This window comes from Streptomyces sp. NBC_01288, from assembly GCF_035982055.1.
In the GTDB taxonomy this organism is placed as follows: Bacteria; Actinomycetota; Actinomycetes; order Streptomycetales; family Streptomycetaceae; genus Streptomyces.
Map to the genome: position 1 here is coordinate 9,130,914 of NZ_CP108427.1, position 20,800 is coordinate 9,151,713.

Annotated in this window: 18 protein-coding genes; 7 read left to right on the forward strand and 11 right to left on the reverse strand. The window is 69.5% G+C overall.

Annotation, left to right across the window (positions count from 1 at the left end):
* Nucleotides 1–2: 2 nt before the first annotated feature.
* A complete protein-coding gene (locus OG194_RS41075) occupies nucleotides 3–1,664 on the forward strand; it encodes a peptide-N4-asparagine amidase (protein ID WP_327405790.1) in 1,662 nt (553 codons plus the stop codon).
* 174 nt (nucleotides 1,665–1,838) lie between these two features.
* A complete protein-coding gene (locus OG194_RS41080; protein ID WP_327405791.1) occupies nucleotides 1,839–3,251 on the forward strand; it encodes a cation:dicarboxylate symporter family transporter in 1,413 nt (470 codons plus the stop codon).
* A 98-nt stretch (nucleotides 3,252–3,349) separates the two neighbouring features.
* Here OG194_RS41080 and OG194_RS41085 read toward each other — a convergent pair whose 3' ends face one another.
* The gene (locus OG194_RS41085) at nucleotides 3,350–4,213 is read right to left on the reverse strand and encodes an SDR family NAD(P)-dependent oxidoreductase (protein WP_327405792.1); all 864 of its coding nucleotides are present in this window, start codon (nucleotides 4,211–4,213) and stop codon (nucleotides 3,350–3,352) included.
* Between the two features lie 83 nt (nucleotides 4,214–4,296).
* Between OG194_RS41085 and OG194_RS41090 the strand changes: the two genes are divergently transcribed.
* Nucleotides 4,297–4,980, forward strand: coding sequence for a TetR family transcriptional regulator (locus OG194_RS41090; protein WP_327405793.1), 684 nt, complete (start codon nucleotides 4,297–4,299; stop codon nucleotides 4,978–4,980).
* 22 nt (nucleotides 4,981–5,002) lie between these two features.
* Here the strand turns inward: OG194_RS41090 and OG194_RS41095 are convergent, their stop codons facing one another.
* On the reverse strand, nucleotides 5,003–6,007 hold the full coding sequence (locus tag OG194_RS41095) for a GlxA family transcriptional regulator (protein WP_327405794.1): 1,005 nt from the start codon (nucleotides 6,005–6,007) through the stop codon (nucleotides 5,003–5,005).
* 106 nt (nucleotides 6,008–6,113) lie between these two features.
* Here OG194_RS41095 and OG194_RS41100 point away from each other — a divergent pair, with 106 nt between their 5' ends.
* Nucleotides 6,114–6,752, forward strand: coding sequence for an HD domain-containing protein (locus OG194_RS41100; protein WP_327405795.1), 639 nt, complete (start codon nucleotides 6,114–6,116; stop codon nucleotides 6,750–6,752).
* A gap of 173 nt (nucleotides 6,753–6,925) precedes the next feature.
* Here OG194_RS41100 and OG194_RS41105 read toward each other — a convergent pair whose 3' ends face one another.
* Nucleotides 6,926–7,444 (reverse strand): MarR family winged helix-turn-helix transcriptional regulator, encoded by a 519-nt coding sequence (locus OG194_RS41105; protein WP_327405796.1) that lies wholly within the window; start codon nucleotides 7,442–7,444, stop codon nucleotides 6,926–6,928.
* Between the two features lie 130 nt (nucleotides 7,445–7,574).
* Here OG194_RS41105 and OG194_RS41110 point away from each other — a divergent pair, with 130 nt between their 5' ends.
* Together OG194_RS41110 and mltG are read left to right on the forward strand one after the other, a co-directional pair.
* Nucleotides 7,575–9,377 (forward strand): ABC transporter ATP-binding protein, encoded by a 1,803-nt coding sequence (locus OG194_RS41110; protein ID WP_327405797.1) that lies wholly within the window; start codon nucleotides 7,575–7,577, stop codon nucleotides 9,375–9,377.
* Between the two features lie 43 nt (nucleotides 9,378–9,420).
* Nucleotides 9,421–10,263, forward strand: a complete 843-nt coding sequence (gene mltG / locus OG194_RS41115) for an endolytic transglycosylase MltG (RefSeq protein ID WP_327405798.1) — start codon at nucleotides 9,421–9,423, stop codon at nucleotides 10,261–10,263.
* 208 nt (nucleotides 10,264–10,471) lie between these two features.
* On the opposite strand, the gene OG194_RS41120 is transcribed toward mltG, so the two are convergent.
* From OG194_RS41120 to OG194_RS47770, 6 genes are all read right to left on the reverse strand, one after another.
* Nucleotides 10,472–11,548 (reverse strand): NAD(P)-binding domain-containing protein, encoded by a 1,077-nt coding sequence (locus OG194_RS41120; protein WP_327405799.1) that lies wholly within the window; start codon nucleotides 11,546–11,548, stop codon nucleotides 10,472–10,474.
* A gap of 42 nt (nucleotides 11,549–11,590) precedes the next feature.
* On the reverse strand, nucleotides 11,591–12,733 hold the full coding sequence (locus OG194_RS41125) for an LLM class flavin-dependent oxidoreductase (protein WP_327405800.1): 1,143 nt from the start codon (nucleotides 12,731–12,733) through the stop codon (nucleotides 11,591–11,593).
* Between the two features lies 1 nt (nucleotide 12,734).
* A complete protein-coding gene (locus tag OG194_RS41130) occupies nucleotides 12,735–13,760 on the reverse strand; it encodes an ABC transporter substrate-binding protein (protein WP_327405801.1) in 1,026 nt (341 codons plus the stop codon).
* Nucleotides 13,761–13,802: 42 nt separating this feature from the next.
* Nucleotides 13,803–14,570, reverse strand: a complete 768-nt coding sequence (locus tag OG194_RS41135) for an ABC transporter ATP-binding protein (protein WP_327405802.1) — start codon at nucleotides 14,568–14,570, stop codon at nucleotides 13,803–13,805.
* The gene (locus tag OG194_RS41140; RefSeq protein ID WP_327405803.1) at nucleotides 14,543–15,436 is read right to left on the reverse strand and encodes an ABC transporter permease; all 894 of its coding nucleotides are present in this window, start codon (nucleotides 15,434–15,436) and stop codon (nucleotides 14,543–14,545) included. The genes OG194_RS41135 and OG194_RS41140 overlap by 28 nt, the downstream gene beginning before the upstream one ends.
* Before the next feature lie 126 nt (nucleotides 15,437–15,562).
* A complete protein-coding gene (locus OG194_RS47770; RefSeq protein ID WP_315986669.1) occupies nucleotides 15,563–15,646 on the reverse strand; it encodes a putative leader peptide in 84 nt (27 codons plus the stop codon).
* Nucleotides 15,647–15,796: 150 nt separating this feature from the next.
* Here OG194_RS47770 and OG194_RS41145 point away from each other — a divergent pair, with 150 nt between their 5' ends.
* Nucleotides 15,797–16,225 (forward strand): secondary thiamine-phosphate synthase enzyme YjbQ, encoded by a 429-nt coding sequence (locus OG194_RS41145; RefSeq protein WP_327405804.1) that lies wholly within the window; start codon nucleotides 15,797–15,799, stop codon nucleotides 16,223–16,225.
* 80 nt (nucleotides 16,226–16,305) lie between these two features.
* On the opposite strand, the gene OG194_RS41150 is transcribed toward OG194_RS41145, so the two are convergent.
* Nucleotides 16,306–19,533, reverse strand: a complete 3,228-nt coding sequence (locus OG194_RS41150) for an alpha-L-rhamnosidase (protein WP_327405805.1) — start codon at nucleotides 19,531–19,533, stop codon at nucleotides 16,306–16,308.
* A gap of 379 nt (nucleotides 19,534–19,912) precedes the next feature.
* Nucleotides 19,913–20,674 (reverse strand): class I SAM-dependent methyltransferase, encoded by a 762-nt coding sequence (locus tag OG194_RS41155; RefSeq protein ID WP_327407372.1) that lies wholly within the window; start codon nucleotides 20,672–20,674, stop codon nucleotides 19,913–19,915.
* Between the last annotated feature and the right edge of the window lie 126 nt (nucleotides 20,675–20,800).

Genomic DNA, 20,800 nt, shown 5'->3' on the forward strand with positions numbered 1-20,800 from the left:
CCATGAGAAGCCGGATAGTCATGTCCATGCTCGCCGGAGCGACCCTCCTGGCGAGCACCCTCCTCGGAGCGAGCCCCGCCCAGGCGGCCGACACGACGGCCCAAGTAGCCGACACGAAGAGCCGGTCGGTCGACACGAAGGCCCAAGTCGCAGACATCCCCGCCGAGTTCGGCACCGACTGGCACGACCCCCTCACCGCCGCCCCACCCATCGCCAGGCCCGCGACGAAGTCCTGCCAAGTCACCCTCGCCGACACCGAGTTCCGCGACTTCACCCCGTACCAGGGCACTTACACCCCGCCCAAGGCCTGCGGCGACCACTGGAGCAAGGTCGTCCTGCGCCTCGACGGCACGGTCAAGGGCCGGCAGTACGACCGACTCGGCTACCTGCACGTCGGCGGCGTCGAGATCCTCCGCACATCGACGCCGGAACCCTCGCCCGACGGCATCGCCTGGTCCGTCGAGAAGGACGTCACCCGCTACAGTGCCACCTTCCGCAGCACGCAGGACGTCGAGATGCTCATCGGCAACGTCGTCGACGACACGTACACCGGAGTCATCGGCGTCAAGGCCACACTGACGTTCTACGAGGGCAGACCCGCGGCGGCGCAGACTCCCGACCGCGTCCTCACCCTCGCCACCGACTCGACCCTCACCACCCCGCGCAACACCGAACGCATCGTCGCCGAGGTCTACGCCACCGGATCCGGCGGCGGCTGCGAGGAGTTCTGGTATCTCGCCGTGCCCGACTCGGCGCCGTACTCCTGCCAGGCCGACAAAGGCCCCTATCGCGAGGTGCAGATCAAGGTCGACGGTCAACTCGCCGGAATCGCCGCCCCGTTCCCGAACGTGTGGACCGGCGGCTGGTCCGACCCCTTCCTCTGGTACGTCATTCCCGGCCCGCGCGCCTTCGACGTCAAGCCGATCGAATACGACCTCACTCCCTTCGCCGGGCTGCTCAACGACGGTCGCCCGCACCATGTCGACGTCTCCGTCGTGGGCGTGCCCGAGGGACAGAGCGGGTGGAGCGCGCCGGTGAACGTACTCGTCTGGCAGGATGCGCAGCGCGCCCACGTCACCGGAAAACTCACCCTCGACCGGGCCGGAGAGCTAGCCAACTCCTCGACGTACACGCCCGGTTCGGAGGAACGCGTGGACACCGACGCGGGCCACCGGCTGACCACGGCCGGGTACGTCGACACCTCGCACGGCCGGGTACGGACCACCGTCGACCGGACGCTCGCGAACACCTCCGTACACCGCTGGACCGACGGCGAGAACATGGACGGGCTCGACGCGACCTGGACGGACGACGAGTCGGTGACCGTGGACGGGCGTGGACCGGCCAGGACGACGGCCACGCACCGGACGTACACGATGAACGGCGCGACGACGATCGGGACGGACGACCGGCTGCGTACCGTTCTCACGCTCGGCGACCGGGCGGCGGTCGTCGACACGCGGGACGGGCGGCGGACCGGGTGGTCGCGGCTCGACGACACCTACGCCGGGGACGCGACCTACACGCTGAACGTGCCCCGCGACCAGCGGCACGCGGTCGGGACGTCGAGCGAGCGCTACCGGCTGTACGGCTCGGGCGGCTGCTACGACCGTTCGCTGGCGACCGCGCAGGGGGTGCTCACCGAGGACCGCAGCGGCTGCTGAGGCGTTGTGCGTGCGATGCGTCACTCAGGTGTGTGATTTACACGGCCGTCACACGGAGGTTTTCCGGACGATCAACAACGGCTTCAAAGTGTCCACTCGGAAGCCGCTTTCCGTATCGCAGAAGTCGTCCCCCATCGACTTCCGCGAACGACCGTCCCCCCTCAAGGAGTGCCCGTGCCGCCGTCCGTCCCGCCCCTGCCGCGACGCGTCGCACGCATACTGCGTACCTCACTCTTCGCGCAGGTCGCCTGCGCGCTCGTCTTCGGCATCCTCGTCGGAAAGCTGTGGCCCGACGTGGCCACGGACCTCCAGCCGCTCGGTGACGGATTCACCCGGCTCATCAAGACGATCATCTCGCCGCTCGTGTTCTGCGTGGTCGTCGTCGGCATCGCCAAGGCCGGTGACCTGAAGGCCTTCGGCCGGATCGGCCTCAAGGCGCTGATCTGGTTCGAGGTCGCGAGCACCGCGGCCCTGATCATCGGGCTGGTCCTCGCCAACGTGGTCCAGCCCGGTTCCGGGATGCACGTCGATCCGTCGACGCTCAACACCTCGGCGGTGGACGCGAAGACGGGCGGCGCCGCGCTGCCCTCGACGACCGAGTTCATCGTCAACTCGCTCCCCACGAGCTTCATCGGCGCCTTCGCCGAGAACTCCCTGCTCCAAGTCCTCATCCTGGCCTGCCTGGTGGGCGCCGCGCTGCTCCACCTCGGCCACACCAAGGTGCCGCAGGTCCTGCCCGCCATCGAGCAGGCCCAGGAGATCATCTTCGCGATCGTCGGCTTCGTCATGCGACTCGCCCCGCTCGCCGTCTTCGGCGCGATGGCCGTCCTGGTCGGCCAGTACGGGCTCGGCGTCATGAAGACCTACGCCAAGCTGATCATCCTCTGCTACGTCGCCGCCGCGCTCTTCCTCGTGGTGCTCGCCGTCGCCCTTCGCATGGTCACCGGGCTCAGCCTCTGGAAGTTCCTCCGCTACATCCGTGAGGAGATGCTCCTCGCGCTCGGCACCGCCTCCACCGAGTCCGTCATGCCGCGCGTGATGCAGAAGCTGCGCAAGGCCGGCGCCCGGGACGACGCGGTCGGCCTGGTGCTGCCCACCGGCTACTCCTTCAACCTCGACGGCGCCTCGCTCTACCTCTCCATCGGCACGCTGTTCATCGCCCAGGCCGTCGGTGTCGACCTCAGCCTGGGCCAACAGATCACCGTCGTCCTGGTCCTCATGCTCACCAGCAAGGGCATGGCCGGCATCCCCGGTTCGGCCTTCCTCGCCCTGTCCGCGACCGCCTCCTCCCTGGGCGCGATCCCGGCCGGCGCGGTCGCCCTGCTCCTCGGCGTCGACCGCATCATGGACTCGATGCGCGTCGTCACCAATCTCCTCGGCAACTGCGTCGCCGTCTTCGCGGTCTCCCGCTGGGAGGGCGCCCTCGACATCGAGCGGGCGAAGAAGGTCCTCGACGGCGAGATCACGGACGTGGAAGAAGGCGATGTCACGGCCGTAGAGGAAGAGGCCGTGCCGGAAGAAGCCGTTCGGGAAGAGGCTGAGATTCCCGCGCAGCGCGTCAAGGAGACTGCCCCCGAGTCCAGTTGAGGGTGAGTCGGTTCGTCGCGGCGGGCTGCGGCTCCTGCTCCGTTTCTACGGTGGGGGAGTCGCGGCCCGTTTTTCGGTGGCCCGGGTGGGGCGGTTTCCTATGCCTCGGTGTCTATGAGGTCGACCGGGTAGTCCTGGTCGAAGTCGGCCGAGCGGCTCACCGGCTCCCATGCGGCCGCCTGCGCGATCTGGTCGCGTGAATAGCTCTGCGCCATGTCCACGGCAGCGGCGCCCAGGAGGAGGTGGGAGGGGAGGTCCGGCTGCTTGACGATGCGGACCAGGATCTCCCCGGCGCGCTTCGGGTCGCCCGCGGCGACCACGGGACCGTCGAAGAGACGGATCATCGCGCCGACGGTCTCGTCGTACTCCGGCGCCACCTCCGGGATCTGCATCGACGAACCGGCCCAGTCGGTCGCGAAGCCGGCCGGTTCCACGACGAGGTACCTGATGCCGAACGGCGCTGTCTCGGCCGCGAGCACGCGCGTGAAGCCGTCGACCGCGAACTTCGCCGCCTGGTACGACCCGAGCCCGGGATTCCCGCCGACCCGGCCGCCGACGGACGAGAACTGTACGACCGTGCCCGCGCCCCGCGCCCTCAGGAACGGGAGCGCCGCCGTCGAGACGTTGTAGACGCCCCAGAAGTTGGTGTCGAACTGTCGACGGAAGTCGTCCTCGGGTGTCGTCTCGACCGGAGAGAGATTGGCGTACCCGGCGTTGTTGACGACCACGTCTATCCCGCCGAAGCGGTCAACTCCGGCCTGTAGAGCCGCCGTTGCGGCTGCCCGGTCGGTGACGTCGAGCGTTACGGGGAGTACGCGGTCGCCGTACTTCTCCACGAGGTCGTCCAGCTGCTCCGGCTTGCGTGCCGTGGCGACGACCTGATCGCCGGCCTCCAGGGCCGCGACGGTGAGGTCGCGGCCGAAGCCGCGGGACGAACCGGTGATGAACCATGTCTGAGTCATGTCTCTAGCGAAACACTGTTTCGTTATTAGTGCAACCCGGTTGCGCTACATTAATGCAACCAAGTTGCGCTACGCTCTGGGTCATGAGCACGCCCAGTCCCCAGCGCGCCCGCAGCGCGGCCGCCAAGCAGCAGCGCGAGCGGGCGATCCTCGACGCCGCCCGGTCCCTCGGCGCCGAACGCAGCGTGCGCGAGGTCACCCTCACGGACATCGCCGCCGCCGTGGGCATGCACAAGTCCGCGATGCTGCGGTACTTCGAGACCCGGGAGCAGATCTTCCTGGCGCTGACCGCCGAAGGCTGGGAGGACTGGTCGGCGGAGCTGCGCGCGCGGTTGAGCGAAGTCGCCGACGGGGATTCCGGCGCGGTCGCCGCCGTTGTCGCGCAGACGCTCGTCGCGCGGCCGTTCTTCTGCGACCTGCTGGCTCAGGCGCCGTTGAACCTGGAGCGCAACGTCTCACTGGACTCGGTTTACGAGTTCAAGACGGTCGTACTGAGCGAAGTGACCTCGCTGGCAACCGAGTTGTGCCGGATACTCGCGATCACCGAGCGTTCGGCCATCGATGTGATCGCCACGGCGACGAGCATGGCCGGGGCGCTGCTGCAGATGGCCGCACCCGGCACCCGCCTCCGAACGCTCTACGAATCCCGCCCCGAGTTGGCACATGCGCTGGTCGACGTCGAACCCCAACTGACACGCATCCTGGCCGCGTTGCTGACAGGGCTGCGCGCCTCGACGGTGCCAACGCGGCCTTCCGCGTCGGCGTGAGTTGAAGCCGGCAGGCCACGGCTCACGGCAGGGATGTCCGGTCGCGCGTACTGGCGAACCGGCTGCGATAGTGCGTCGGCGTCGTGTCCAGATGGCGGGCGAAGGCGCGGCGGAGGGTTTCGTCGGTGCCGAGCCCACTGTGGTGCGCGGCCGAAGTGACGCTGTGGCCTTCGAGGAGGAGATGCCGGGCGCGGTCGAGACGGACCCGCTCGACCCAACGGGCGGGCGTGGTCCCGAGTTCGGTGCGGAAGAGGCGTGTCAGGTGGCGGGGGCTGACTGTCACGGTCGCCGCCATGGTGGGCAGGCTGTGGTCGGCGGCAGGGTCCGCCAACACCGAGGCGATCAGCGACCGTAGCGGATCGGTGCGCGGTGGTGGGGTGGCGGTCGCGGCGGAGAACTGCGACTGCCCGCCCGGGCGTTGCATGAAGACGACCAGCTCGCGCGCGATGTCCCTGGCCACGTCCGCGCCGTGGTCGTCCTCGACGAGGGCGAGCGCCAGGTCGATCCCGGCGCTGATGCCCGCCGAGGTGACGAAGTGCCCGTCGCGGACGTGGATGGCGTCCGGCTCGACGTGCACGAGGGGGTAACGGCGGGCCAGCGTCTCGGCGTGCCGCCAGTGGGTCGTGGCCGATCGGCCGTCCAGCAGGCCGAGTTGGGCGAGGACGAAGGCGCCCGTGCAGACGGACGTGACCCGGGTGGCGTGGTCGGTCAGGGTACGGGTCGCGGTCAACAGCCCGTCCTCGGCGAGCTGTTGGGCCAGCCGATCACCTCCGGCGACGATGACGGTATCGACCGGCCCGGCCTCGGCCGCGGTCACCGTACCGGTCAGCGTCAGCCCGTTCGAGGCGGTCACCGTGCCGCCGTGGGGCGAGACCAGCACCAGCTCGTAGGGGTGCCCCAGCTTGCCGGACTGGTGCAGCACCTCGGCGGGGCCGCTGACGTCGAGCATGGTCACGCCGTCGAAGACGAGGAATCCGACCCGGTGTGTCATGCCGGAAGCCGCGTCTGGACCCGCGTCCGAAGCCATGTCCGAATCTGTGGTTTTCCTGGCTGTGAGGACATGGCCCCAGCGTACGCCGCTGACGATCCTGGAGGCATACGGCATCCAACGGCATCCAGGAGAGGCAAGAACGATGAGTGAAGTGATCGCAGGCGTGGAGATCCCTGACACCGCCCTGGTGCGGGAGGCGACCGAGCTGGTGCGCGAGGCCACGTCGCCGTTGCTGTTCGACCACTCCCGGCGGGTGTTCCTGTGGGGCGCCCTGCGCGGCCGGGAGCAGGGGCTCGACTACGACCCCGAACTGCTCTACGTGGCCGCGATGTTCCACGACCTCGGGCTCACCGAGAAGTTCCGCCGCACCGACCAGCGCTTCGAGATCGACGGCGCCGACGAGGCCCGCCGGTTCCTGCACATCCACGGCATCACCGGTGAGCCGGCCGACCGGGTCTGGGCGAGCATCGCCCTGCACACCACGCAGGAGATCCCGCTGCACATGGCGGCCGAGATCGCCCTGGTCAACCGGGGTGTGGGGCTGGACGTCGTGGGCATCGGCTACGACGCCGTCACCGACGAGCAGCGCGCGGCCGTCGTGGCGGCACACCCCCGCCCGGACTTCAAGAACGGCATCCTCGCCGCCTTCACCGAGGGCATCAGGGACCGCCCCGAGACCACGTTCGGCAACATCAAGGCGGACGTGCTGGCCCACTTCGTGCCGGGCTTCGTGCGAGGCGACTTCGTGGAGCGCATCAAGGCGTCGAACTGGCCGGAGTGAGGCGAACCCGGTCTCAGGCGGCAGCCTCGGCGCGGGTCAACGGGTCAACGGGTCAACGGGTCAACGGGTCAACGGGTCAACGGGTCAACGGGTCAACGGGTCAACGGGTCAACGGGTCAACGGGTCAACGGGTCAACGGGTCAACGGGTCAACGGGGTGCGGCGGGTAGCGGGTCAGCAGGACCGGCCGCGCCCATGCCCTTCGTGCACCCCGTGCACCCCGTGGGCGTCATGCCCCTCATGCCCCTCGTGCGCACCGGGCGCCCCGTCCACCAACGTGTCCAGCAACGCCCGCAACACCTCACGCTCCACATCTGTGAGCGGCGCCAGGATCTCGTCCGCGGCCCCCCGCCGCGCACCCCGCAGTTCCTGCAGCGCCTTGCGGCCGTCGTCCGTGATCTCGATCCGGATCACCCGCCGGTTGGACGGATCGGGTGCGCGCCGTACCTTGCCGCTCGCCTCCAGGCCGTCGACCAGCGTCGTCACGGCACGCGGCACCACCTCAAGCCGCTCGGCGAGGTCGGCCATGCGCGGCGGGGCGTCGAAGTGCGCGAGGGTGCGCAGCAGCCGGGACTGGGCGGGGGTGATGCCGAGGTCGCGCTGCTCCAGATGGCGCTTCTGGATGCGGTGCACCCGGCGGGTGAGCCGCAGCAACTGCTCCGCGAGGAGGCCGTCGGAATCGGGGGTGGTCATACGGGAACAATATCAGGACCTGGTTCATTGTGAGTATAGGTAACAATGAGCTATGCTCCACCAAGCCTCATCGCTCCACGAGTTCTGAGCGCTTGACCAGTCCTGATCGCCTCACCATCCGTAGGAGACCATGCCCCGCGACGACATCAACTGGACACCGTCCCCCGGCACCTCGACCGACCAACCCCGGCAGGTGCGCCGCATCCTCAAGCTCTTCAAGCCCTACCGCGCCCGGCTCGCGGTCGTCGGCCTCCTGGTCGGCGCCGCGTCCCTGGTCACCGTGGCGACCCCGTTCCTGCTGAAGGAGACGCTGGACGTCGCCATTCCGCAGAACCGCACCGGCCTGCTGAGCCTCCTCGCGCTCGGCATGATCCTGAGCGCCGTCCTGACCAGCATCTTCGGCGTGCTCCAGACCCTGATCTCCACCACGGTCGGCCAGCGCGTCATGCACGACCTGCGCACAGCGGTCTACGGCCGGCTCCAGCGCATGTCGCTCGCCTTCTTCACCCGGACCCGCACCGGCGAGGTCCAGTCCCGCATAGCCAACGACATCGGCGGCATGCAGGCGACCGTCACCTCCACGGCCACGTCCCTGGTGTCCAACCTCACCAGCGTGGTCGCCACGATCATCGCGATGATCGCCCTGGACTGGCGGCTGACCGTCGTCTCGCTGCTGCTGCTCCCGGTCTTCGTGTGGATCAGCCGCCGCGTCGGCAACGAACGCAAGAAGATCGCGACCCAACGCCAGCGGCAGATGGCCGAGATGGCCGCCACGGTCACCGAGTCACTGTCCGTCAGCGGCATCCTGCTCGGCCGCACGATGGGCCGCTCCGACTCGCTCACCCGCTCCTTCTCCGAGGAGTCCGAGGGCCTGGTCGACCTCGAAGTCCGGTCGAACATGGCCGGGCGCTGGCGTATGTCCGTCATCTCGATCGTCATGGCCGCGATGCCCGCCGTCATCTACTGGACGGCCGGCATGACCCTGCACCTGGGTGGCCCGGACGCCTCGATCGGCACCATCGTCGCCTTCGTCTCGCTCCAGCAGGGCCTGTTCCGCCCGGCCGTCAGCCTGCTGTCGACCGGCGTCCAGATCCAGACCTCGCTGGCGCTCTTCGCGCGCATCTTCGAGTATCTCGACCTGCCGATCGACATCACCGAGCGCGACAACCCGGTCCACCTCGACACCATCAAGGGCGAAGTCCGCTTCGAGGACGTCGAGTTCCACTACGACGACAAGAGCGGCGCGATCCTCGACGGCATCGACATCACCGTCCCCGCGGGCAACAGCCTCGCGATCGTCGGCCCTACCGGCGCCGGAAAGTCGACCCTCGGCTATCTCGTACCCCGGCTCTACGACGTGACGGGCGGCCGGGTCACCCTCGACGGGGTCGACGTCCGCGACCTGGACTTCGACACGCTCGCGCGTGCCGTCGGCGTCGTCTCCCAGGAGACGTACCTCTTCCACGCCTCGGTCGCCGAGAACCTCCGCTTCGCCAAGCCCGACGCCACCGACGAGGAGCTGCACACGGCGGCGCGCGCGGCGCAGATCCACGAGCACATCGCGGGCCTGCCCGACGGGTACGACACGGTCGTCGGCGAGCGCGGCCACCGGTTCTCCGGCGGCGAGAAGCAGCGACTGGCCATCGCCCGCACGATCCTGCGCGACCCGCCGGTCCTCATCCTGGACGAGGCGACCAGCGCGCTGGACAACCGCACCGAGGCCGCCGTCCAGGACGCCATCGACGCCCTGTCGGCCAACCGCACCACGCTCACCATCGCGCACCGGCTGTCCACCATCCGGAGCGCCGACCAGATAATGGTCCTCGACTCCGGGCAGATCGCGGAGCGGGGCACGCACGAGGAACTGCTCGATCGGGACGGGCGGTACGCGGCTCTCGTACGCCGGGATGCCCAACTGGAACCGACAAGCTGAAGATATGCCGGGTTTGTGACGATGTGCGGGTTACCGTGCCCGCATGCAGATGAACACTCCGCCACGGAGCACGATTCGACTGACCCGCAGGGGCCGGGTCGCCCTCATCGCGACGGGGGCCGTCGTGGCCGGCACCGCCGTGGCGGTGCCGCTGCTGAGCCTGGAGAGCGAGGGCGACACACGCCCCACCTCGCTGGTGATCCCGGAGGGCTGGCGCTCGGGCCAGATCTACGAGGCCGTGGACAAGGTCCTCACGCTGCCGGTCGGGACCACCAAGAAGTCGATCGCGAAAGCGGGCCTGAAACTGCCGACCGATGCGGAGGGCAACCCCGAGGGCTATCTCTTCCCGGCGACGTATCCGCTGGAGAAGAAGTCCACGCCCGTGTCGCTTCTGTCGTTCATGGTCAACACCGCGAACAAGAAGTTCAACGGAGCCCCGGTCGCGGCCGGCGCCCAGCGCAACGCGATGAACGTCTATCAGGCGGTCACCATCGCGAGCATCGTGCAGGCCGAGGCGGCGTCCACGGCCGACATGGGGAAGGTGGCCCGGGTCATCTTCAACCGCCTCGAACGCGGCATGCCGTTGCAGATGGACTCCACCATCAACTACGCGCTCAACCGCGCCACGTTGAAGACCACCGGCAGTGACACCCGGCTCGACAGCCCCTACAACTCCTACCAGCGCATGGGCCTGCCGCCCACCCCGATCGACAACCCGGGCGAGGACGCGATGCGCGCCGCGATCAACCCGCCCCCGGGCGACTGGCTGTACTTCGTCACGGTCAAGCCCGGCGACACCCGCTTCGCGGCGACCTACGAGGAACACCAGCGCAACGTGGCCGAGTTCAACGCGGCCCAGAAGAACAGTGCGTCGCCCGTGAAGTGACCCGAGCGGGACGCCGTAGGGCGGCGCTCGGCTTTCCGGCCGGCGCCGCCTGATGTGTCGCGGGGCTGTGCGGCGGCAGGCTCATGTGCGCGTTTCGGGGTGAGTGGCTTGTGATTCGTTGGCGGGTGCGGGTCCGCTGTGGCTGGTCGCGCAGTTCCCCGCGCCCCTCAAAAGACCCTGGGCCGGCCGGTAAGTGCCCCGAACAACCTCAGACTGCCACCGGCTCCCCGGCCAGCAACCGTCTGATGTCCCGCACTGCCGCCCGTCCCGCCCGATTCGCGCCGATGGTGCTCGCCGACGGTCCGTACCCGACGAGATGGACCCGCGGATCGGCGACCGCGCGTGTTCCCTCGACGCGGATACCGCCACCCGGCTCGCGCAGCTTCAGCGGGGACAGGTGGTCGATCGCGGCCCGGAAGCCGGTTGCCCACAGGATGACATCGGCGTCCACATGGCGGCCGTCGTTCCAGTCCACCCCGTCGGGTGTGATCCGGTCGAACATCGGCTGCCGGTCGAGGACCCCGTCCGCGATCGCCTGCCGGATCGCGTCGTTCAGCGGCAGCCCGGTCACGGAGACGACGCTCTTCGGGGGCAGCCCCTGTCGCACCCGCTCCTCGACCAGCGCCACGGCCGCCCGGCCCACGTCCTCGGTGAACGGGCCCTCGCGGAAGACCGGCGGGCGCCGGGTCACCCACGTCGTCGCGGCCGCGTAGGGGGCCAGCTCCATCAGATGCTGCGTGCCGGACGCGCCCCCGCCCACCACGACCACCCGCAGCCCGGCGAACTCCTCCGGCCCCGGATACTGCGCGGTGTGCAACTGCCGCCCCTGGAAGGTCTCTTGACCGGGATAACGCGGCCAGAACGGCCGGTCCCAGGTACCCGTCGCGTTGATCAGCGCCCGCGTCGACCACGTACCGTCCGACGTCTCGACGAGCAGTCGGCCACCCTCGCCCTCCCGTACCGCCTTCACGTCCGCCGGCCGCCGTACCCGCAGGTCGAAGGCCCGCTCGTACGCGGCGAAGTACTCGGCGATCACCTCGGCGGACGGCCGGGTCGGATCGGCGTCCGTGAGTTCCATGCCCGGCAGCGCGTGCATTCCGTGCACCTTGCCGTACGTCAACGACGGCCACCGGAACTGCCAGGCCCCGCCCGGCGCGGGCGCGTGGTCCAGCACCACGAAGTCGCGCTCCAGCTCGAAACCGGTGCGCCGCAGGTGATAGGCGCCGGCCAAGCCTGCCTGCCCGGCGCCTATGACGACCACGTCGACCTCACGTGTGTTGTTCACGTTTGTACGAACAGCGCCGGGGCCGTGGATCTTCCCGCCCGCTCAGCGCCCGCCGCTCACGAGCAACGGCAGACCGGCCTTCGTCCTCCCCTCGACCAGCCCACGCGCCGCCAGTTCGGGAATCACGCCCTCCCCGAACCAGTACGCCTCCTCCAGATGCGGATACCCGGACAGCACGAAGTGCTCGACGCCCAGCGAGTGGTACTCCTCGATCAGGTCCGCGACCTCGGCATGGCTGCCCACGAGCGCCGTGCCCGCGCCACCCCGGACGAGACCGACCCCCGCCCACAGGTTCGGATGGATCTCCAGTTCGTCGCGCGAACCGCCGTGCAGCGCCAACATCCGCTGCTGGCCCACCGATTCACTGCGCCCGAGCGCCGCCTGCGCCGCCGCGATCGTGTCCGCGTCGAGGTCGTCGAGCAGCCGGTTCGCGGTCGCCCACGCCTCGGCCGACGAGTCCCGCGAGATGGTGTGCAGCCGCACTCCGAACCGCACGTCCCGCCCCTCCCGCTCGGCCAGCCCGCGAATCCAGTCGATCTTCTCCTTGACCTGCGCCGGCGGTTCTCCCCAGGTGAGATACACGTCCGCATGCCGGGCGGCCACCGGCCCGGCCGCCGCCGACGAACCCCCGAAGAACACCTGCGGCACCGGATCGGGCGGCAGCGCCGTCAGCCCGCCATCCACCTGGTAGTGGACACCGTCGAAGTCGTACGGCTCGCCCCGCCACACCCCTCGTACGACCGACAGGAACTCGTCCGTACGGGCGTACCGTTGGTCGTGGCCGAGACGGTCGCCGAACCGGCGCTGCTCGGCCGAGTCGCCGCCGGTGACGACGTTGAGCAACAGCCGCCCCCGCGTGATCCGTTGATAGGTCGCCGCCATCTGCGCGGCCAGCGTCGGCGAGATCACCCCCGGCCGGAACGCCACCAGGAACTTCAGCCGCTCGGTGTGCTGGGCCAGCGCCACGGTGGTCAGCCAGGCGTCCTCGCACCAGGTGCCGGTCGGCGTCAGCACCGCCTCGAAGCCCAACTGCTCGGCGGCCTTGGCGATTTGGGCGAGGTACTCGATGTCCGGCGGCCGCACCCCGCGGACCGCGCCCGCGCGATTGGGTCCGTAGGCGTGCCGGTCGACGAGGGTACGGCCGTCGCCGCCCGTCGGCAGGAACCAGTGGAGGCGGACGGTCATGTCACTTCTCCTTGTAGACGCGCGGCGCGGTCGTCGAGGCCGGCAGGCTGCCGTTGAAGCGGGTGTCGACGAACTCGGCGAAGTCGACCTTGCGCGGGATGAGTTTCAGGTTGGTGAAGGTGTCCGCGATCTGCTGCTCGGAGGCGATCAGCGGCTTGTCGACGGCCACCGAGATACGGGAGGCGTTCGTGCGCTTCACCGAGGCCAGCGCCACCGCGTACGGCAGCCCGGTGTCCTTCGCCCACACCTTGGCCCACGCGTCGGGGTGGTCGTAGACCCAGTCCTGTGCGCGGCGCAACCGTGCCAGATAGTCCTTGATGGCCGCGGCCTTCTTGCTGTTCTCCAGCGCGGAGGGCGCCGCCACCTGGAAGTTGAGCCCGTTGACCAGACCCTGACCGGTCGTCAGGATGCGGCCCTGCTTCGCCTGGAGGACCTGCGAGGTGTACGGGTCCCAGACCGTCCACGCGTCCACCTTGCCGCTGGTGAACGCGGCCAGCGCGTCGGCCGGTTGCAGGTACTTGACCTTGACGTCGCTCAGGGTGAGCCCGGCCGCCTTGAGGGAGGCGATCAGCTGGAAGTGCGCGGACGAACCCTGCGCCACGGCAATGGACTTGCCCTTGAGCTGCTCGGGCGAGGTCAGCTTGGAGTCCTTCGGTACGAGGATGGCCTCGCCCTGGGAGTTGCCGTGCGAGGCGGCCACCACCTTGATCTTCGAGCCCGCGCCCGCCGCGAACACCGGCGGGGTGTTGCCGACGGCGCCGATGTCGACGGCCTTGGCGTTGACGGCTTCCAGGAGCGGCGGACCGGAGGTGAACGTGGACCACTTGATCTTGTAGTCCAGGTTCTTGAGTTCACCGGCGGCCCGCAGCACCGCTTCCGAACCGCCTTTCTGGTCACCGACGTTGAGCGTGAGTGAGCCCTTGCCGTCGGTGCCCGTCGAGGTCTCGGCGGCCGAGTTCCCGCCGCAGGCGGTGAGCAGGAGGGCGAGGGGGAGAAGCAGGGCGGCGGGGACGAGACTTCGTCGCATGGGGGATCCGTTCTCGGTAACCGGGATGGTGCGTGGGGGAGTTCAGGCGGCTTCGGCGGCGGTGTCGACGCCGAGGCGTTCCAGGAGTCCGGCGCGCAGTTCGGCGAACCGGGGGTCGGTGATGCCGCGCGGCCGGTCCAGGTCGATCCGCTGCTCGTGCGCGATGACACCGTCGTCCATCACCAGGACCCGGTCGGCGAGCAGCACGGCCTCCTCGACGTCATGGGTCACCAACAGGACGGCACAGCCCCGCCGTTGCCACAGCTCACCCACCAACCGCTGCGCCCTGATCCGGGTGAGCGCGTCGAGCGCGCCGAACGGCTCGTCGAGCAGCAGCAGATCGGGCTCACGCACCAGGGCGCGGGCCAGCGAGGCCCGTTGCGCCTCACCGCCGGACAGCGTCCTGGGCCACGCGTCGGAGTGATCCCCGAGCCCGACCTCCGCCAACGCCCGCTCGGCTACGGCCCGTTCGGGCTTGCCGGGCAGCCCGAGCAGGACGTTGCGCCACACCTTCTTCCACGGCATCAGCCGGGGCGCCTGGAACGCGACGGCCTTGCGGCGCGGGACGAGGACGGTGCCCTCGATGTCCCGGTCGAGCCCGGCGAGGATGCGCAACAGCGTGGACTTGCCGCAGCCGCTGCGGCCGAGCAGCGCCACGAACTCGCCCTGCCGCACGTCGAGTTGAAGCTTGTCGATGACGGCGCGGCCGTCGAAGGAACGGGTCAGCCCCTCGACGCGTACCGCCTGCGTGGTCACCGGCGACCGGGTCGCCGATCGGGTGGTCACCGGCCCGTGAACGTCGGTCGCCATTGCAGCAGCAGCCTTTCGAGGGTGCGGACGAGGAAGTCGGCCAGCAGGCCGAGGAAGGCGTAGACGATCAGACAGACCACGATCACGTCGGTCTGCAGGAAGTCCCGGGCCTGCACCATGAGGAAACCGATGCCGGCGTCCGCGTTGATCTGCTCCGCGAAGACGAGCGCCAGCCAGGCGATGCCGAGGGAGTAGCGCAGCCCGGTCATCGCGTTGGGCAGCGCACTCGGCAGCACCACATGCCGGACGAGCCCCCAGCGGGACAGCCCGAGCGACTCACCGGCCTCGATCAACTGACTGTCCACGCCGCGGATTCCGGCGTAGACGTTGAGGTAGAGCGGGAAGGTCACGCCGAGCGTGATGATGGCGACCTTCGGCGCCTCGCCGATGCCAAACCAGATGATGAACAGCGGGATCAGCCCGACGAAGGGCACGGTCCGCAGCATCTGCAAGGGGGCGTCGACCAGGTCCTCGCCGACCCTGAACAGGCCGGAGACCAGGGCGAGTCCGGTGCCGATGACGGCACCGAGCAGCAGCCCGACGGCGACCCGTTGCAGCGAGGTCGCCATGGCCGAGGTCAGCGAACCGCTCTCGACCAGATCCCGGCCGACCTGGGCGATCCGCCCGGGTGAGGCGAGCACGTCGGAGGTCAACACGCGTGTGCTGCTGAGGAGTTGCCACAGTGCGAGCAGGACGAGCGGGCCGGTGGTGCGGCGCAGCCAGCGGGGGACGCGGGTGCGGCGCGAGGAGGTGGGGACGAGGGGGACGAGTTCGAGGGGAGCGGGATCGCCGGACTCGGCCTTCGATATTGATATAGCGGAAATGTCGGGCTCGGAGGAACCGGGCGGTGCATGACTGATGCTCATGGGTGCTCCACGGGTGGGGGAGAGCGTCCGGTGAGAAGGGGGGTACGCCTCAACGCCGCCGTGTCATGACGGTGCGCACGGGCACGGCGGAGTGCGGGAAAACGAGGGGTGAGGCGGAAGGAGACGTCAGCAGCCGCGGCAACACGCGGCGGAAGCCACCCGCAGCAGGTCGATGTGACCGCGCGTGGTGAGCAGAACTGAACGCAACATGCGGCCGAAAGTAGGTCAGATGGCGTGGCACGGTCAATGGTGTCTCGCGGACTGGACCCCTCGTATCAGGGGCCGGGCGATCGATCGGGCGAGGAGCCCGACGGACGAGAATCGGACGAGGAGTCCGATGGATGGGTCAGGATGGGAGGCATGTCAGCTGCCTTCACGACCCGAGTCCTGAACGTCGCCACCGGTTCCCGGGAACGGGTCATGGACCTGACCCGCGACTGCGAGGCCTTCCTCCGGGAGGCGGCGGTCGGCCGCGACGGTCTCCTCAACATCTTCGTCCCCCACGCCACCGCGGGCGTCGCGATCCTGGAGACGGGCGCGGGCAGCGACGACGACCTCCTCGCCGCCCTGCACACCCTCCTCCCCGCCGACGACCGCTGGCAGCACCGCCACGGCAGCCCCGGGCACGGCCGCGACCACGTCCTCCCGGCCTTCGTACCGCCGCATGCGACGTTGCCGGTGGTGGGCGGACGGCTGGAGTTGGGGACGTGGCAGTCGGTGTGTCTGGTCGATACGAACAGGGACAACCCCGAGCGGAAGGTGCGCCTCACCTTTCTTGCAGGGTCTTGATGCTGTCTCTGATCTCCGGGTGCCTCCTCAGGCTGAGCTGCCCGGGCCGGTGACCGTTCCGGGCAGCCGTACCGCCTTGATCAGGTGGTGAAGCGGTGGGTGCCGGAGCCGACCCGGTACACCGCGCAGTCGTCCTCCTGGCGCAGATACGTCCCGTGCGTGCGGGTCACCGTGTCCGGGGTGGACGCGGGGATCCACACCTCGGCGGTCGTGTTGGGCGGCACCGCGCACGTGAGCGTGAACCGGCCGGACCGCTGTCGCCAACTGGTGGCGACCGGGCCGTAGACCGAAGTGAATGTTGCGCGAGCGGTGGTGACGGCTCCGCCGGGGCGGGGGCGGATGATGATCTCGCGGTAGCCGGGCCGGCCCGCCGAGATGCCGGCGATGTTCGTGTACATCCATTCCCCCACCGAGCCGTAGGCGTAGTGGTTGAAGGAGTTCATGCCCGCGTCCTGGAAGCTGCCGTCGGGCCGGATGGAGTCCCAGCGTTCCCACATCGTGGTGGAGCCCCGGTCGATCTGGTAACCCCAACTGGGGAACGAGCGCTGTTGCAGGAGGCGGTAGGCGACGTCGGTGTGACCCGTGTCGGTCAGGACGGGCAGCAGTCGGGGAGTGCCGAGGAACCCTGTCGACAGGTGCCAGTCCTTGGCCTCGATCAGGGCGACGAGACGGTCGGCCGCGGGCTTCCGTGACGCGTCCGGGAGCAGGTTCATCGACAGAGCCAGGACGTACGCCGTCTGCGTATCGCCCTTGATGCGGCCGTCGGAGGTGACGTAGGCGTCCTGGAAGGCCGCCTGGATCCGCTCGAAGAGATCGCGGAACGGGGCGGTGTCCTCGCCGAGTTCGCCGGCCATCCGTGCCGCGAGGTCGGCGCTGTGCGCGAAGTACGCGGTGGCGATGACGTCCTTGGGGGTCTCGTCGTCGACGTTCAGCCAGTCGCCGTATCCCTGGTCCGGGCGCAGCAGTCCGTCGCTGTTCTTCTCCAGGTACGTCAGCCAGGCCTGGACGGACGGCCAGGCGTCCGCGAGGACTTGGCGGTCGCCGTACGCCCGGTAGAGGGACCAGGGGACCGTGACACCCGCGTCGCCCCAGCCGGCCGTGCCGTTGCCGACCGTGCCGACCATCGGTGCCACGTCCGTGAACGCGCCCTCCGCGGTCCGGGAGTCCCGGAGGTCGACGAGCCACTTGGACAGGAAGCGAGCCGACTCCATCGTGTACGCGGCCGTGGGCGCGAAGACGTTGATGTCTCCCGTCCAGCCCAGGCGCTCGTCGCGTGCGGGTGTGTCGGTCGGCACGGAGAGGAAGTTGCCGCGCTGGCCCCAAGTGATGTTGTGGTGCAGCTGGTTGAGCATCGGTACGTCGGTCTCGAAGTCGAGGGTAAAGGGGGCGGACGTGTGCATGACGCGGCCGGTGACGGCCTTCGCCGAGGGTGCGCCGGGGAAGCCGGTCACCTCGACGTACCGGAAACCGTGGAAGGTGAAGCGCGGCTCGTAGATCTCCTCTTTCCCGCCGCCCTTGAGGGTGTACGTGTCGGTCGCCGCCGCGGTCCGCAGATTCGCGGTGTAGACCGTGCCGTCGGGGTTGAGCACCTCGGCGTGTCTGAGCCGGACGGTCGTCCCCGCGTCGCCCGACACGCGCAGCCGCACCGAGCCGACCATGTTCTGGCCCAGGTCCAACACGTAGACGCCGGGCCTGGGTTGGGTCACGCTCTTCGGTGTCAGCTCCCGCTCCACCCGCACCGGGCCGTCCACCTGCGCGACGATCAGGGCGGGACCGATGTCGCCGACGCCACCCATGTCTCGCACTCCGAGCCAGCCTGTGTCGTCGAAGCCGGGCGAGGCCCAACCGGGGGTCTCCTTGCGCGCGTCGTACGTCTCGCCGTTGAGGAGATCGGCCGTGACGATCGGTCCGGCGGCGGCCCGCCAGTCGGCGCCCGACTCGATGCGTTCACTCGTACCGTCCGCGTACTCCACCTCCAACTGGGCCAGCAGCGCCGGGACTTGGCCGTACTGACCGGGCCCGAACATGCCCACGTTGCCGGCGTACCAACCGGGTGCCAGATACGCCCCGATGGCGTTGACGCCGGGTCGCAGGAGTTCGGTGACGTCGTAGGTCTGGTATTGGACGCGGGTGCGGTAGTCCGTCCAGCCGGGAGCGAGCTGGTCGAGGCCCACCCGGCTGCCGTTGAGGTGGCTCTCGTACAGGCCGAGTGCCGTGGCGTACAGGCGCGCGCGGGCGACCTTCCGGCGCGGCAGCCGGAATTCGTGCCGCAGCTGCGTGACGGCGTACGACACCGGGACGACTCGCCCCCACGGTCCGCCACCCCAGGCCGCCGCCACCCGGACCGCCGGCCAGCGTCCGTCGTCGAACTCCAACTCCCGCCAACCATCGGCCGGTTCCTGGTCCGTGGCCTTCCAGGAGGCGTCGGTGAACACCTTCTGCTCACCGGCGGTGGTCCGGACGACAAGGGCGGCGACGAGTCCCGCCGGGCCTTCGGTCGCGTTGGTGGCGGCGACGGCGATAACGTTGTCACCGGCCCGTACACGGTCCAGTACGTCGATCACCGCCGGGCGTTTCCAGTCCTCGTTGTCCGTGTCGAGGTCGGTGTGGGCGACCTCGACTCCGTTCACGGAGACGGCGTACACGTTGTCGGCGGTGATGGCGAGCGTCGCCGCCGTGATTCCGGCGGGCAGTTGGGCGGTACGACGGAACCAACGGGTCGCCGCCGGCGCGCTGTTGGCCGGATCACCCTCGGGGAACCAGATCCAGGAACCGCCCTCGAAGGACGGCGCGTCCACGAGGCCCGCCGGTGCGGAGATCCAGCCGGCGCTCCACTGCCCGGCGTCCATCAGTCCGGTCTCCCACGACGAGGGAGCGCTCCAGCCGGAGACGTGGCCGTCGGCGTCCCAGACGCGGACGGACCAGTGGTAGCGCGTCCGGGGTTTGAGTCCGGGACCTCCGTAGGACACGAGGACCGACTCGCCGGACGTGACCTTTCCGCTGTCCCAGACGTCCGGGTGGGACAGGCGCGACGCGGTGGTGGCGACGCGGATCTGGTAGGCGCTCTGCCGAGCACCCGTCCGGTCCGAGGCCAACGGCCAGCTCAGGCGGGGGCGTTGGGCATCGATCCCCAGCGGGTGCTGGACGTACTCCACGGTCGGCGCCGTGACACGCAGTCCGTCGCGCTGTGTCTGTGTCTCCGGCTGTGTCTGTCCGGACGCCGGCGCGGCCATCGCCGGCACGCTGTCCACGGTCGCTGCCGCGACCGTGGCGACCGCGCCCGCGAGCATGTTCCTCCTGCTGATCACTACGACTCCTCACTCGCACGGAATGCGTGAATCGATTCAAATTGGAGAGGCGTGGGTAACGTAGAGCCTGGTGAGGTCGGGGTCAATCGTCCTGCAACTGTTTTCGTGACAGGCTCACTTGGCCATCGCTCCGGGTGGGCCCGGCGAGCGAGGTGGATGCGAGGGCATTGAACGGTTTCAATCCCAGCCCGCAAACCCTTGTACCGGGCAGGGCTCGGCACGTCGTGATCAGGGGCCGTTGGATCAAGGTGGCGCATGAAGGAGACGGTCCAGGTCGGCAAGGGGGCTGACCGGCCTCGACGGACACCAGGTCCGCCGCTACGCCCCCTACGCCGGCCGGATCACCCTGGCCGTGCTCACCGGATGGGGAGGGCCACGCCTACTGGTGCGCTGTATAGACGGTCGCGGTCATCGGCGCCGTCACGGGACCGGTGCCGAGTCGGTCCGTCATCTTCTGCGTGACGGCGGCCTGGATGGCCTGCGCGTCTTCGCGGGCCTGCACGGCGGCGTTCACCGGCGTGCCGGTGAGGAACCCGGTGGCGATGGAGGCCGCGGACTCCGCGACGCCTTCCAGTGTGACCTCCTCGGCGCCGGCCAGGGTCAGTCCGGCGGCCATGAGGTCCGTGGTGACCACGGCCGGGTCGTAGTAGCCGTGGGGTACGTCCTTCAGGAACGGGGGTGCTCCGTCGGGCATGGACTGTTCCAGGGCGGTTTGGAAGGCGGCCCCGAATCCGTGCGAGGCCAGCGGTCCCCAGCTGTTGAACAAGAACCGTCCCTGCGGGGCCAGGACCCGGCGCACCTCGGCGTAGGCGGCGGGCCTGTCGGGGAAGAACATCACCCCGAACTGGCACACGACGAGGTCGAAACCGCCGCCCTCGAAGGGCAGGTGTTGGGCGTCCGCCTGTCGCCAGTCCGCGCGCGGTTCCCGTGCCGATCCTGCGGTGACCATCGCTTCGTTGAGGTCGGTCGCCACCACCGAGGCTGTGGGCACTGCTGTGAGCAGCGCCGAGGTCAACGCCCCGGTCCCGGCGGCGAGTTCCAGGATCGTACGGGGCCGTAGCGCCGCTGCCCTGGCGGCCAGGTCGATGGCGAAGGGGCGGAAGAAGACCGGCACCAGGTGGCGTTCGTAGGCCTCGGGCATGGATCGTGTCCAGCGCCGGTTCGCATCGTCTGTGCTCACCCGACGGACATTAGCCCCGCGGGAGGTCCGAGGGCGGACCGCCGCAGTCACCGTGGCTTCGTGTCGGTGTTGCCGACAACCCGAACA